General features: G+C 65.5%; 14 protein-coding genes. 10 read left to right on the top strand and 4 right to left on the bottom strand.

What is annotated here, in order from left to right:
• The first annotated feature begins 100 nt into the window (after nucleotides 1-100).
• Nucleotides 101-547: a c-type cytochrome gene (locus ACVMIH_RS14690; RefSeq protein ID WP_057016701.1), complete on the top strand. Its 447-nt coding sequence runs from the start codon at nucleotides 101-103 to the stop codon at nucleotides 545-547.
• A gap of 106 nt (nucleotides 548-653) precedes the next feature.
• Here the strand turns inward: ACVMIH_RS14690 and ACVMIH_RS14685 are convergent, their stop codons facing one another.
• The gene (locus ACVMIH_RS14685; RefSeq protein ID WP_057016700.1) at nucleotides 654-1,076 is read right to left on the bottom strand and encodes a CHRD domain-containing protein; all 423 of its coding nucleotides are present in this window, start codon (nucleotides 1,074-1,076) and stop codon (nucleotides 654-656) included.
• 166 nt (nucleotides 1,077-1,242) lie between these two features.
• On the opposite strand from ACVMIH_RS14685, the gene ACVMIH_RS14680 reads away from it, so the two are divergent.
• A complete protein-coding gene (locus ACVMIH_RS14680; RefSeq protein ID WP_057016699.1) occupies nucleotides 1,243-2,172 on the top strand; it encodes a c-type cytochrome in 930 nt (309 codons plus the stop codon).
• 121 nt (nucleotides 2,173-2,293) lie between these two features.
• Here ACVMIH_RS14680 and ACVMIH_RS14675 read toward each other — a convergent pair whose 3' ends face one another.
• Nucleotides 2,294-2,539: an Lrp/AsnC ligand binding domain-containing protein gene (locus ACVMIH_RS14675; RefSeq protein ID WP_016845986.1), complete on the bottom strand. Its 246-nt coding sequence runs from the start codon at nucleotides 2,537-2,539 to the stop codon at nucleotides 2,294-2,296.
• Between the two features lie 195 nt (nucleotides 2,540-2,734).
• Here ACVMIH_RS14675 and thiD point away from each other — a divergent pair, with 195 nt between their 5' ends.
• From thiD to ACVMIH_RS14655, 4 genes are all read left to right on the top strand, one after another.
• Nucleotides 2,735-3,532, top strand: a complete 798-nt coding sequence (gene thiD, locus ACVMIH_RS14670; RefSeq protein WP_229192315.1) for a bifunctional hydroxymethylpyrimidine kinase/phosphomethylpyrimidine kinase — start codon at nucleotides 2,735-2,737, stop codon at nucleotides 3,530-3,532.
• Nucleotides 3,533-3,783: 251 nt separating this feature from the next.
• Nucleotides 3,784-4,596 carry a UDP-2,3-diacylglucosamine diphosphatase gene (locus ACVMIH_RS14665; RefSeq protein WP_026193024.1) on the top strand — a complete coding sequence of 271 codons (813 nt, stop codon included), beginning with the start codon at nucleotides 3,784-3,786 and terminating at the stop codon, nucleotides 4,594-4,596.
• Nucleotides 4,593-5,684: a glycosyltransferase family 4 protein gene (locus tag ACVMIH_RS14660; RefSeq protein WP_456862298.1), complete on the top strand. Its 1,092-nt coding sequence runs from the start codon at nucleotides 4,593-4,595 to the stop codon at nucleotides 5,682-5,684. The genes ACVMIH_RS14665 and ACVMIH_RS14660 overlap by 4 nt, the downstream gene beginning before the upstream one ends.
• Before the next feature lie 56 nt (nucleotides 5,685-5,740).
• Entirely contained in the window at nucleotides 5,741-6,730 is a 990-nt protein-coding gene (locus tag ACVMIH_RS14655; RefSeq protein WP_456862296.1) for a threonine/serine dehydratase, read from the top strand.
• 137 nt (nucleotides 6,731-6,867) lie between these two features.
• Here ACVMIH_RS14655 and ACVMIH_RS14650 read toward each other — a convergent pair whose 3' ends face one another.
• Nucleotides 6,868-8,160, bottom strand: coding sequence for a hypothetical protein (locus ACVMIH_RS14650; protein WP_456862294.1), 1,293 nt, complete (start codon nucleotides 8,158-8,160; stop codon nucleotides 6,868-6,870).
• A gap of 75 nt (nucleotides 8,161-8,235) precedes the next feature.
• On the opposite strand from ACVMIH_RS14650, the gene ACVMIH_RS14645 reads away from it, so the two are divergent.
• Nucleotides 8,236-9,408: an MFS transporter gene (locus ACVMIH_RS14645; RefSeq protein WP_057016694.1), complete on the top strand. Its 1,173-nt coding sequence runs from the start codon at nucleotides 8,236-8,238 to the stop codon at nucleotides 9,406-9,408.
• Here the strand turns inward: ACVMIH_RS14645 and dgcA are convergent.
• Nucleotides 9,405-10,406 carry an N-acetyl-D-Glu racemase DgcA gene (gene dgcA, locus ACVMIH_RS14640; protein ID WP_456862292.1) on the bottom strand — a complete coding sequence of 334 codons (1,002 nt, stop codon included), beginning with the start codon at nucleotides 10,404-10,406 and terminating at the stop codon, nucleotides 9,405-9,407. The two genes, ACVMIH_RS14645 and dgcA, sit on opposite strands and share 4 nt — an antisense overlap.
• Nucleotides 10,407-10,547: 141 nt before the next feature.
• Here dgcA and ACVMIH_RS14635 point away from each other — a divergent pair, with 141 nt between their 5' ends.
• The 3 genes from ACVMIH_RS14635 (at nucleotide 10,548) to ACVMIH_RS14625 (ending at nucleotide 13,438) form a co-directional block, all read left to right on the top strand.
• Nucleotides 10,548-11,681 (top strand): MlaE family ABC transporter permease, encoded by a 1,134-nt coding sequence (locus ACVMIH_RS14635; RefSeq protein WP_057016692.1) that lies wholly within the window; start codon nucleotides 10,548-10,550, stop codon nucleotides 11,679-11,681.
• 2 nt (nucleotides 11,682-11,683) lie between these two features.
• Nucleotides 11,684-12,454, top strand: coding sequence for an ABC transporter ATP-binding protein (locus ACVMIH_RS14630; RefSeq protein ID WP_168855021.1), 771 nt, complete (start codon nucleotides 11,684-11,686; stop codon nucleotides 12,452-12,454).
• Nucleotides 12,455-12,571: 117 nt separating this feature from the next.
• Nucleotides 12,572-13,438 (top strand): MlaD family protein, encoded by an 867-nt coding sequence (locus tag ACVMIH_RS14625; protein ID WP_018272595.1) that lies wholly within the window; start codon nucleotides 12,572-12,574, stop codon nucleotides 13,436-13,438.
• Nucleotides 13,439-13,589: the final 151 nt, after the last annotated feature.

Genomic DNA, 13,589 nt, shown 5'->3' with positions numbered 1-13,589 from the left:
TAAATTGTCGCGGGCGGAATGAAGATTCCGCCTGCGGTGTTTTGCAAACCAGGCCGGCCGCAGATCGCGGACCGGGACAAACGGAATTGAGGGTTAGCCGATGAAGCGGATTGTCGTCGTTGTCGCGATGCTGGCGTTCGGTGCCGGTGCAGTCGTTGCACAGCAAGATCAAGTCAAGAAGACCCAGGCCATGATGAAGGACAATGGCAAGAATGCGGGTGCGCTGTCGGCGATCATCAAGGGCGAAAAGCCCTACGACCAGGCGACCGTCAATGCCGCGCTGGCCCAGTTCGAGGATACCGCTAAGCAGCTTCCGACGCTGTTCCCCGAGAGCATGAAAGGCGTCAAGCTGGAAGGCGATTACGCCCCTTCGCCGAAAATCTGGGAAGACAAGGCGGGCTTCGCGCAGCAGTCCGCGAGCTTCGCGAAGGTCGTCACCGATGCCAAGGGCAAGATCAAGGACGTCGATACGCTGAAGGCCGAGCTGGGCGTGATCGGCAAGCAGTGCGGCGGCTGCCACGAGACCTATCGCGTCAAGAAGGGCTGATCGCCATTCCATCAACGAAAAGGGCGGACGCTTTAGGGCGTCCGCCCTTTTTTGTGTCGGCCGTTTCTTATTGGCGTTGCGTCGCGAACGATTACTTCGTCACTTGTTATTTGGTCACCTGGCCGCGGATCTCACCGCCCGGATTGGCCGCGGTGTGGACGTTGACATAGTACTTGCCGGCGAGGAGATCGGCGGCCTGCGCGTCGGTCAATGTTGCGCTGCCTTCGACCGGGCTCGACGTCGCGTTCGGGATCGCGACTGCGACACCGGAATTCTTGCCGGCCTCGGCGGGGCCGTGGAAATGCGCGGCGGTGGCCGGACCCGAGAGGCCGGAATAGGTCAGCTTCCAGCTCAGCTTCTTGCTGGCGGCATCGTAGTCGATGTCGGCGGTGCCGGTGGCGGTGCTGGTATTCGGCGGCACTTCGCTCTTGCTGTCCAGCTTCGCCGTGAACTTCTCGGCAAAGGCAGGACCGGCGAAGGCGATGGCGGCGCCGAGCGTCAGCGTGGCAAGCAAGGTCTTGTTCGACATGGTTCTCTCCCCTTTGACGTCACACGATGGTTGCAATCTTCAAACAGCAGTTTTTCGGATTTATTCCCCAAATGGATCGTGGGTGCGGCAAATTTGATGCGAGCTTGTCCGGCTGGTTGCCATCATACTGGTCCATGAATTGACGCGACCAATGACGGATCGGTGAATGCTGCGACGAATTTTCCTCCTGGCGATTCTGGCCGGCGTAATCGGCTTTGGCGTGTTCTGGTGGCTGACGATCCCCGCGACCGTTGCCGCCGACGCGCTGCCTGCCTATCAGCCTGACCTGGCCAACGGCCTCACAACGTTCAATGCCGGGGGATGTTCCTCCTGCCATGCCGTGCCGAAGCAGGACGACCGCACGAAGCTCGGCGGCGGGCTCGCGATCCCCTCGCCATTCGGCACCTTCTATGCGCCGAACATCTCGCCCGACCCGAACGACGGCATCGGCCGCTGGAGCGAGGCCGATTTCGTCACCGCGGTCATGAAGGGCACCTCGCCATCGGGCGCGCACTATTTCCCGGCGTTTCCGTATCCGTCCTATCAGCACGCCAGGGTCAGCGATGTGCGCGACCTGTTCGCCTATCTGAAGACCTTGCCGCCGGTCGCCGGCAAGGTGCGCGATCATGATTTGCCGTTTCCCTTCAACATCAGGCGCAATGTCGGGGTCTGGAAATTCCTGTTCATGAACGGCAAGCCGTTCATCGCGGATGCAAGCCGCTCGGCGCATTGGTATCGCGGCGCCTATCTCGTCAACAGCTTCGGCCATTGCGCCGAGTGCCACAGCCCGCGCAATGTCCTCGGCGGCATCGTCACCGCGCAGCGCTTCGCCGGTGGTCCGAATCCGGAGGGCGAAGGCTGGGTACCCAACATCACGCCGAGGGGGATCTCGGACTGGAGTGTGAAGGATATCGCCTATTTCCTCGAGAGCGGCCAGACGCCGGACGGCGATAGCGCGGGCGGATCCATGGTGCGCGTGATCCGCAACACTTCGCGACTGTCGTCGTCCGACCGCGACGCGATTGCCGAGTACATCAAGTCGCTGCCGCCGGTCGAGGGACCGCCGAAGCCGGTCAAGAAGGAGAAGGAATTGTAAAGCGGGATGGGTTTGGTTGAATCGGCTCGCCGCGGTTTCGGTTCACCTCTCCCAAGGGAGAGGTGAACTTTCGACGCCGTTCAAGCTCGACCTGATCTCATCATGCTCTCGTGGACGCGTCCTACTTCGCGCCGAACGCCTTGAAGGTGATGATCGTGAGGGTGTCCTGGATGCCCGGGATCACCTGAACCTTCTCGTTGATGAAATGGCCGATGTCGGTGTCGTGGTCGACGTAGAACTTGACCAGGAGGTCGTAGTTGCCCGCGGTGGAATAGATCTCGGACGCAATCTCGGCCTCCGCCAGTGCGTTGGCGACGGTGTAGGACTGGCCGAGCTTGCATTTGATCTGGACGAAAAAAGGAACCATCAAAGTCGTCTCCGGGGATTTCCGCGACTATAGGCCCAAAACGGGCGGCCAAGGCAAGGGGCGAGGCAGGGGGGCAAGGTGAGGCCAACTTGCGGTAAAGTCAGGGCTAACTTGCTGCCGATCGGCGGCCGGGCTAGGACAGGCCATGGTCTTGTTCGTGATGGTCTCATTCGTATCAACCGCCGGTGCTGCAAGATGACGCCGGTCGCGCTCACCATTGCCGGCTCGGACTCCTCGGGCGGGGCGGGCATCCAGGCCGACCTCAAGAGCTTTGCCGCGCTCGGGGTCTATGGCGCCTCCGCGATCACGGCGCTGACCGCGCAGAACACCATGGGGGTCAGCGGCATCCATCCGGTGCCCGCGTCATTCGTCGCCGCCCAGATCGATGCGGTGTTCTCCGACCTCGAGGTCGGCGCGGTCAAGATCGGCATGGTGGCGCAGGCCGACACGATCGCAGCGATCGCCGATGGGCTGAGGCGCTGGGCGCCGCGCCATGTCGTGCTCGATCCGGTGATGGTCGCTACCTCCGGTGATCGGCTGCTTGCCGCCGAGGCGGTCGATGCGCTGAAGGTCCTGCTGTTTCCGCTGGCCTCGCTGATCACGCCGAACCTGCCGGAAGTGGCGGCGCTCTTGAACGAGCCGGTTGCCTCAAGCGAGGCCGACGTCGAGCGACAAGGCAAGCGATTGCTGGCGATGGGATGTCGCGCGGTGCTGGTCAAGGGCGGCCATGGGCACGGCGCCGAGAGCATCGACTATCTGATCGACGCCGAGCACAGCATCGCGCTGGCTGCGCCGCGGATTGCGACCGCCAATACGCATGGCACCGGCTGCTCGCTGTCCTCGGCAATCGCAGCAGGGCTCGCGAAGGGCGAGAGCATGGAGACCTCCGTGCGCAACGCCAAGGCCTGGATCACGCAGGCGATCGCCGAAGCCGATCGCTTCGCCGTCGGCCACGGCCATGGGCCGGTGCATCACTTCCACGGATATTACTGACGCTCTTGTAGCCCGGATTGCGCTTCGCTCCATCCGGGCTACGCATTCGATCGCTTCGCTGTTCCATCGCGCTGTGCAGGCAACACAACGCCTCTTCCCCACAGCCGCGACCGCCGATGTCGCCAGATTGTCGCACGCTGCTGTTATCCGCAGGGAAGGGGCGTACTGCTGATTCTCGTTAACTGTTTGTGGGGCCTTGGGTCGCGGGGATCGTCATCGCCTTGTCACAGGAATCTGTTAGGTGCACAGGCATGGGAAGTGACTCCTTGAGTGAAGAAAGTCCCGAGCGGCACTTTCGCACTTTGTTTATCTCCGATGTCCATCTCGGAGCCCGCGGTTCGCAAGCCGACCGCCTGCTCGACTTCCTCCGTTCTCACGATGCCGACACGATCTACCTCGTTGGTGATATCGTCGACGGCTGGGCGCTGAAGTCGAACTGGTACTGGCCGCAGACCCATAACGATTTCGTGCAGAAGATGCTGCGCAAGGCGCGCAAGGGCGCCAAGGTGATCTACGTCCCGGGCAACCACGACGAGTTCCTGCGCAAATATTACGGCACGCATTTCGGCGGCATCGACGTGGTGGAGAACACCGTTCACACTGGCGCTGACGGCAAGCGCTACCTCGTGATCCACGGCGACATCTTCGATCTCGTGGTGCAGAACGCGCGCTGGCTCGCCCATCTCGGCGACAAGGCCTACGACTTCGCGATCCAGATGAATCGCTTCGTCAACTTCTTCCGCAAGATGTTCGGCGTGCCGTACTGGTCGCTGTCGCAATGGGCCAAGCTGAAGGTCAAGAAGGCGGTGAACTATATCGGCGCGTTCGAGGCGACGCTCGCCGGCGAGGCGCGGCGCCACGGCTGCGACGGCGTGATCTGCGGCCACATCCACTACGCGACGATTCATGACGAGCACGGCATCCGCTACATGAATTGCGGCGACTGGGTGGAGAGCTGCACCGCGCTCGCCGAGCACGAGGACGGCCATTTCGAGATCATCACCTGGACCGACCCGGTGCGCCGGATCGCGCCGGTTCCGCGAGTGACGGCACGCGCTGCATGACGCATATCCTGGTCGCGACCGATGCGTGGCATCCCCAGGTCAACGGGGTTGTCCGCACGCTGACCATGATGGCACAGGCGGCGAAATCGCTCGGCGTCGAGGTGAGCTTCCTGACGCCGGACGAGTTCCGCACCTTCGCGATGCCGAGCTATCGCGATCTCCGGCTGGCGCTGCCCTACCGGGCCAAGGTCGCAAGTCTGATCGAGGCGGCGAGGCCCGACAGCATCCATATCGCGACCGAGGGCCCGATCGGGCTTGCGGTGCGCCGCTATTGCCGCAAGCGCGGCCTGCCGTTCACGACGAGCTTCCATACCCGCTTCCCCGAATACGTCTCGGCGCGGACGCCTGTCCCGGAAGCCTGGGTGTGGCGCGCATTGCGCTGGTTCCACCGGCCGAGCCGGGCGGTGATGGCGGCGACCCCGGCGCTGGCGGCCGAGTTGCGTCAGCGCGGCTTCCGCAACGTGGTGCTGTGGTCGCGCGGCGTCGATACCTCACTGTTCCATCCGCGCGACGTCGATCTCTGCCTGCCGCAGCCGGTCTATCTCAGCGTCGGCCGGGTGGCGGTGGAGAAGAATCTCGCGGCCTTCCTCGATCTCGATCTGCCGGGAACCAAGGTCGTGGTCGGCGACGGCCCGGCGCGGGCGGCGCTGGAGCGGAAATATCCGGACGCCGTGTTCCTCGGTGCTCGTCATGGGGAAGAATTGGCTGAGATCTACGCCGCGGCCGATGTGTTCGTTTTCCCGAGCCGTACCGATACGTTTGGTCTGGTGCTGCTTGAAGCATTGGCGAGCGGCCTGCCGGTTGCCGCTTTTCCGGTCACCGGTCCCCGCGACGTGATCGGCGCGGCGCCGGTCGGCGTGCTCGACGAAGATCTGCGCCATGCCTGCCTGGAGGCGCTCAGCATCCCGCGGCAGGCCTGCGTCGACTTTGCCGCGCTCCACACCTGGCAGGCGTCGGCCCGGGTGTTCATCGATCGCTGCATGAACGTCCGCCCCGCGCCGCCGGACGGCGAGGGGGAGGCGCTCGAATTCGGTGCCGAAGAGCGCCATTTTGTGGCGCTGCCGGCGACCCAGCCGACCTCACGCTAGTCAGGTCACGCTAAAGCGTCTTGCCCGCCAGCCCGGCGCCGCGATACAAATCGCGAATGACGGACACCGTTCTCAATCCACCCGTCGCTGCCGCGGACATCGATGCCGCCGCGAGGGTGGTCGCGCCGTTCGCGGTGCGCACGCCGCTCCTGACCTTCCCCGTTCTCAACGAACGCGTCGGCAGCAAGGTTTTCCTCAAGCCCGAAATGCTGCAGCGGACCGGATCGTTCAAGTTTCGCGGCGCCTTCAACAAGCTCGCCTCGATCCCGCAGGACAAGCGGAGCGGCGGCGTCGTCGCGTTCTCCTCGGGCAACCACGCCCAGGGCGTCGCCGCGGCGGCCAAGATCCTCAACATGCAGGCGACCATCGTGATGCCTGCGGACTCGCCGATCACCAAGCGCGAGCGCACCAAATCCTATGGCGCCGAAGTCGTGCTCTACGACCGCGATCGCGACGACCGCGAGGCGATCGCCAACGGCATTGCCGGCAAGCGCGGCGCGACCTTGGTGCGCCCCTACGACGATCCCTTCGTGATCGCGGGCCAGGGCACCGCCGGCCGCGAGATCGCCGAGGACATGGCTGCGCTCGGACTGACGCCCGACATCGTGGTCGCGCCGGCTTCGGGTGGCGGATTGATCGCGGGCGTTGCGACCGCGGTGAAGGCGAAATATCCGCAGGCCCAGGTGATCGTCGCCGAGCCCGCGGGCTATGACGATCATGCCCTTTCGCTCAAGGTCGGCCATCGCGAGGCGCATGCGGTTGCGCCGCGCACCATCTGCGATGCGCTGATGGCGATGATGCCGGGCGAGCTGACCTTCGCCATCAACAGCAAGCTGCTCGCGAAAGGCGTCAGCGCCTCCGACGACGAGGTCGGCGCCGCCGTCGCCTTTGCCTATCGCGAGCTCAAGCTCGTGGTCGAGCCCGGCGGCGCGGTCGGACTCGCGGCGTTGCTTGCCGGGCGGATCGATGCCAAGGGCAAGAACGTCGTGATCGTGCTGTCGGGCGGCAATGTCGACGCCGACCTGTTCGCGAAACTGGTTGCCTGACACCGGGTTAGGCACAGATGCTGCCGCGGTACATGAGCTGGCTCACGTTGCGCGTGCGGTCCATGGGACATGAATGCTTCGCGCCAGTCGTCGTGCGCGGGTCAAGCCCGGCAATGACAGGATATGAACAGTCGAGGTTACGAGAAGAACGCGATCTTCTCGGCCTGGCTCATGCGTCGGATTGGCGCGAGCGGGTCGTTGGCCGCAACAGTCGGTCTTTTCAGCAGGCCGCTGGCGATGATGGTCGAGCCAAGTGAGATCTCCGCTGCGGGAGCAGGGGCAGGCTCAACGGCGGGCCGGAGAGGCGGCGGCATCACCAGAGTTTCGGCAATCGGCGCCACAGCCACCGGCTCGATCTTGACTTCGGCCCTGACCTCGACCTTCGGCGCGGGCGCCGGTGCAGGCTCGGGCTGAATGGCCGGCGCAACCATTTTGGGCTCGGCGGCCATCGCTTCGGCGACGCGCATCTCCTCGGCGGCGCGCATTTCCTCCGCGATCGCCTCTTCGTCGATCGGATCGGGCGCGCCCATCTCCATCGCGATCAGGTCGAGCACCGCGTCGTCATGGGCGTCGGCCGCCGTTTCGTCGGTGACGCGGGCGAGTTCCGCGGCTTCGGCTTCGGCCAGCGCGGCTTCAGCCTTGAGCCAGGCTTCGCTCGGCTGTAGCGTGACGGCCGTAGCGGCCTCAGTGCCGGGCGCAGCGGCGGGAATCGCGGCTTCGACGATCCGCGCCGCAGCGGCCTCCTGAGGCGGCGCTGGCGGCGTAGCGGCCATATCGAGGGCTGCACCGTCGGCCACCGGTGGCGGCGCGGCGGCCGCCGCCGGCGGCTCCGCAACCGGCGCCTCGGCCACAGCAGGCTCGGCCGCAGGCGTCGCCGCCTTGTCCGGATCGAACTCGCTGAGGCGGCGGGCCAGCGCAGCGAAGCCGGCATCCAGCACAGCCTTGGCGTCGTTCATCGAGACCTCGGCGGCGCCGGCCTCGATCGCGCTGACCTGCGAATCGATGATGTCGCAGATCCGGCCGTCATTGCCGATCTCGCGCAGCCGCCAGGAGATCTCCCTGATCACTCGCACGCCCTTACGCACCGGCGCGAGGCTTTGCTCGAAGCTGATGCCGTCGAGCGCGGCGATGGCGGAGGCCTGGGCGGCCTCGATCGCGCCGCGCAGGGCGGCCAGCGCCTGCGCCAGTTGCTCGTCCCTGATCGCCGCCGCGGCGGCTTGCCGCTGTGCGCTGAGGCTTTCCTCGATCCGCGCCACGGCATCGAGCACCATGCGGGTATCGGCATTGCGGTTGCGCTTGGCGTATTCGCCGAGGAACCAGCGGCCCCGCGAGGTCTCCATGAAGGCCGCGCTGATCGCGGCATAGTCCTCCTCGCTCGGCAGGGCCGCGCGGGCGGATATCGGCGACAGGGCGAATGCTTCTTCGGCCATCACAATCTCTCCGCGCAAATCACTGCGCGTTACGCTAACGATCACCACGATATCGCGCGAATCGCAATTGAATTGATGTCTTCCGAATCACAAATCCCCATTGCAGCAAAGGTTGCATCGCGGCGATTCGCGCGCAGCCTTGCGGCATTCTATGCAACGCTGTTCGGCATGACCGGGGTTCACCTGCCGTTTTTCACGGTGTGGCTGAAGGCGGTCGGCATCGACGCCACCTGGATCGGCATCATCACCGCGGTGCCGCCGGTGACGCGCTTCACCGTGCTGCCGCTGGTCACCGCGGCGGCGGAGCGGCGTCAGATGCTGCGCGGGGCGATCATCGCCACCGGATTCGCCACGGCGTTCGGCTTTGCCGTGATCGGCACCCAGCATCAGCCGTTCGTGCTGCTGGTGATCTATGCGCTGACCTGCTGCGTCTGGACCCCGATGGTGCCGCTCACCGACGCCTATGCGCTGCGCGGCGTCAGGCAATTCGGCCTCAGCTACGGACCGCTGCGGCTCTGGGGCTCGGCCGCCTTCGCGGTCTGCGCGCTGCTGAGCGGCTTCCTGCTCCGCTATGTCGCCGAGGTCGACCTGATCTGGATCATCACGGCCGTGACGGCGCTCGGCGCGCTGGTCGGGCTGACGCTGCGGCCGCTGGGCCGCCCAGGGGCAGCCGCCACACCTGCGGCCGGCGCGCCAAAACTGCTGCGCAATCCCACCTTCCTCGCCATCATCGTATCCTCGGCGCTGATCCAGGGCAGCCACGGCGCCTATTACATCTTCGCATCGATTGCCTGGCAGCAGGCCGGCTTCAGCGGCCTGACGATCGCCTGTCTCTGGGTGCTCGGCGTGATCGCCGAGATCGCATTGTTTGCGGCCTCGCCGCGCTTCACGCTGCCGTCGGCTGTGCTGGTGATGATCGCGGCGTCCAGTGCCGCGGCGCGCTGGGCGATCACCGCGCAGGACCCGCCGCTTGCGGTGCTTGCAGTTGTGCAGCTCGGACACGGGCTGAGCTTCGGCCTGACGCAGGTCGGCATCATGGGACTGATGGTGCATCACGTGCCGGTTCACGTGATGGCGCGCGCGCAAGGCTATCTCACCGCCTGCGGCGGCATTGTCGCGAGCACCACGGCGATCGTCAGCGGCATGGTCTATGCGCGCTTCGGGCTCGGCGTCTACGACATGATGGCCGCAATGGCGGCCACGGGCGGGCTCGTGATGTGGCTGGCGCGTAAGCGTCTCACCGATTAGCCCCAGAGCGCGGCGTCGGGCGGATAGACCAGGCTGCCCTCGTAGCGCAGGCCGTGGTCGCGGTCCTTCGCCAGCAGCAGCGGACCGTCGAGATCGACGAAGCGCGCGGCTTGCGCGATCAGCATCGCCGGCGCCATCGCGAGCGAGGTCGCGACCATGCAGCCGATCATGATCTCGAAGCCGAGCGCACGGGCGGCGTCCGCCATCGCCAGCGCTTCGGTCAATCCGCCGGTCTTGTCGAGCTTGATGTTGACGGCGTCATAGCGGCCGCGCAGGCCGGCGAGCGAGCCGCGGTCGTGCACGCTCTCGTCGGCGCAGACCGCAACCGGCCGCCTGATCCGCGCCAGCGCCTCGTCCTTGCCCGCCGGCACCGGCTGCTCGATCAGGGTGACGCCGGCATCGGCGCAGGCCGCGAGATTGGCGGCGAGGTTGTCCTCGGTCCAGGCTTCGTTGGCGTCGACGATCAGCTCGGATCCAGGCGCCGCCTTGCGCACGGCGGCGATCCGTGCGCCGTCGCCATCGCCGCCAAGCTTGATCTTGAGCAACTGACGATGCGCGGCCTTCGCGGTGGCCTCCGCCATCGCCTCTGATGTCCCGAGCGAGATCGTATAGGCGGTGGTCCGCGGCTCCGGCGCGGGCCGGCCGAGCAGGTTCCAGATCCGTTTGCCGGCGCGTTTGGCCTCAAGGTCCGCCAGCGCGCAATCCAGCGCATTGCGGGCGGCGCCGGCAGCCATCCCGGCCTGCAAGGCGATCCGGTCCATGCCATTGGCGAGTGGCGCCTGTAGGGCCTGGATCGCCTGCAGTGTCGCCTCGGGCGTTTCGCCATAGCGCGGGTAGGGTACGCATTCGCCGCGGCCGGTGAGGCCGCCCTGGCTCACCTCGGCCACCACGACGACAGCCTCGGTCTTGGTGCCGCGGCTGATCGTGAAGGTCCCCGCGATCGGCCAGCGCTCGATCCGACTGCTCAGGGAAATCGCTCCGGGAGGGGTGGAAGTCATTTTAAAGTCTACTATTTCCTGAACCGTAGCTTGCGACGCGCAACCAACTATGGCTGTTTAGCGACAGATTCGACAAGCCGATCCGGCAGCGCCGGAGATCAGCGTTAGCGGCAGCCAGCCGGCTTGAGGGGTGGGTTAGAGGTGAGCGGCGACCCGACACTGGAGCGGATAGCCCAAGGCGAAGGACTGGCGTTGTGCGCGGCAGGCAACTGGACGGCCCGCTTTGCTCCTGCGCTTGAGCGGATCGTCTCCGATGCGGAGAAGCTGCGCGGCAGCCGGCCGCACATCTTCATCGACGTGTCGCAGGTCGCGAGCCTCGACACCTTCGGCGCCTGGCTGATCGAGCGGCTGCGCCGCAGCCTGAGCGACGCCACCGCCGAAGCCGAGATCGCGGGCCTGTCGGCCAATTATTCCAGCCTGGTCGACGAGGTCCGCCGCGTCGGCCCCGCGCCCGGGGTCGTCAGCGACCGGCTGTCGATCTCAGGCATGCTCGAGCAGATCGGGCGCACCGTGGCCGGGATCGGCGGCACCATCATCGGCCTCGTCGACATGCTCGGCGCGGTGCTGGCGGCCGCCGGGAAGGTGCTGATCCATCCGCGCAGCTTCCGCCTGACCTCGACGGTGCATCACCTCGAGCAGGTGTGCTGGCGCGCGGTGCCGATCGTGGTGCTGATCACCTTCCTGATCGGCTGCATCATCTCGCAGCAGGGCATCTTCCATTTCCGCAGGTTCGGCGCCGACATCTTCGTCGTCGACATGCTGGGCGTCTTGGTGCTGCGCGAGATCGGCGTGCTGCTGGTCGCGATCATGGTCGCGGGCCGTTCAGGCTCGGCCTATACCGCCGAGCTCGGCTCGATGAAGATGCGCGAGGAGATCGACGCGCTGCGCACCATGGGCTTCGATCCGATCGAGGTCTTGATCCTGCCGCGCATGCTGGCGCTGGTGCTGGCGCTGCCGATCCTGGCCTTCCTCGGCGCGATGGCCGCGCTCTATGGCGGCGGCCTGGTGGCCTGGCTCTATGGCGGCGTCGATCCGGAGGCCTTCCTGCTCCGCCTTCGTGATGCCATATCGATCGACCATTTCATCGTCGGCATGGTCAAGGCGCCTGTCATGGCGGCGGTGATCGGTATCGTCGCCTGCGTCGAAGGCCTGGCGGTGCAGGGTTCGGCGGAGTCGCTCGGACAGCACACCACCGCATCGGTGGTGAAAGGGATCTTCTTCGTGATCGTGATGGACGGCGTGTTCGCGATCTTCTTCGCCTCGATCGGGATGTGATCATGGCGGAAGAGGACAACGACGCCATCATCCGGGTCCGCGACATTACCGTCCAATTCGGCAACACGCGGGTGCTCGACGGCCTCAACCTCGACGTCAGGCGCGGCGAGATCCTCGGCTTCGTCGGGCCCTCGGGCGCCGGCAAGTCGGTGCTGACGCGCACCATCATCGGGCTGGTGCCGAAGGTCGCCGGCCGGATCGAAGTGTTCGGTGTCGATCTCGACGCCGCGAGCTCGTCGCAGCGCCGCGCCGTCGAACGGCGCTGGGGTATCCTGTTCCAGCAGGGCGCGCTGTTCTCCTCGCTCACGGTGCGCCAGAACATCCAGTTTCCGGCGCGCGAATACCTGCGCGTCTCGCAGCGGCTGCTCGACGAGATCATGGTGGCGAAACTCGTGATGGTCGGCCTGAAGCCCGAGGTCGCCGATCGCTATCCGTCGGAATTGTCGGGCGGCATGATCAAGCGCGTCGCGCTGGCGCGCGCACTCGCGCTCGATCCAGAACTCGTGTTTCTCGACGAGCCGACCTCGGGTCTCGATCCGATCGGCGCCGGCGAGTTTGACGAGCTGGTGCGCACCCTGCAGCGCACTTTGGGGCTGACCGTTTTCATGGTAACCCACGATCTCGACAGTCTTTACACCGCGTGCGACCGTATCGCCGTTTTAGGGAACGGTAAGATCATTGCTGCAGGATCGATCGCCGACATGAAGGCGTCGCAGCATCCATGGCTGCAGCAATATTTCAACGGCAAGCGCGCCCGTGCCGTTGTGGCCTAGCCCATGATCCCGAAACCTGGAGCCGACTTCGGACGAGATCATGCGCCAACAGGAATTCGACGGGCTCGAGCGCAGCCGGCTGCGCGAGGGCCCAAGAGTGATTAACGCGAGTAATTGATGGAAACGCGGGCGAACTACGTCTTGATCGGGGCTTTCACGCTGGCGGTGATCGCCGCCGCGTTCGGCTTCGTGCTGTGGTTCCAGAGCCTGCACACCACCAAGCAGCGCAGCCCCTTGCGGGTGATCTTCGAAGGTCCGGCGTCAGGCCTGCGCAACGGCGGCAATGTCAATTTTAACGGTATTCGGATAGGGGAAGTGGTCTCGGTGAAGCTCGACAACCCGCGACGCGTGGTTGCGCTGGCGATGATCGAGAACAACGCACCGCTCCGCAAGGACACCCTGGTCGGTCTCGAGTTCCAGGGTCTCACCGGCGTCGCCGCGATTTCGCTCAAGGGCGGCGAGGAGGCAGCTCCGCCGGTGCCGCTGGACGAGGACGGCATCCCGGTTCTGACCGCCGACCCGAATGCGCTGCAGGACGTCACCGAGGCGATCCGCGCCACCCTGCAAAACGTCAACCGCATCGTCGCCGACAATCAGCAGTCGGTGAAGAATTCGCTGAAGAATCTCGAGGTCTTTACCCAGGCCTTAGCGCGCAATTCCGAGAAGATCGACAACGTCATGCTCAAGGTCGACGGCGTGATGGGCAAGGCCGACAGCCTGATGCTGGGCCTCAATGCGATCGCGGGCGGCAACAATGGCAGCGAGCTGAACCTGATGGTGAAGTCGATCCGCGAACTCGCCGAGGATCTCGACAAGCGCTCCAACCTCCTGATCAACGACGGCCGCAGGACGCTGTCCGACATCAGCCGCGCGGTGAATAATTTCGACCGCAACCCGAGCCGGGTGATCTTCGGCGGCAGCAACAACGCCGCACCCGAGCCCGCGCCGGCTCCGGCCGCACCGGGGCCGCGGCGGCGGCAATAAAGGGCGAATGGCGAACAGGTTCGCTGCCCTCTGGTCGCACAGTCATTCCGGGGCGGTCCGTAGGACCGAACCCGGAATCTCGAGATTCCGGGTTCGATGCTTCGCATCGCCCCGGAATGACGCTGTCGAGTCTTCGTCGACGCGAATTTTC

The sequence above is a fragment of the Bradyrhizobium sp. USDA 4503 genome, from assembly GCF_054055815.1.
The sequence above is the reverse complement of the archived record's forward strand: the minus strand, read 5'-3'. Positions and strand labels throughout refer to the sequence as shown.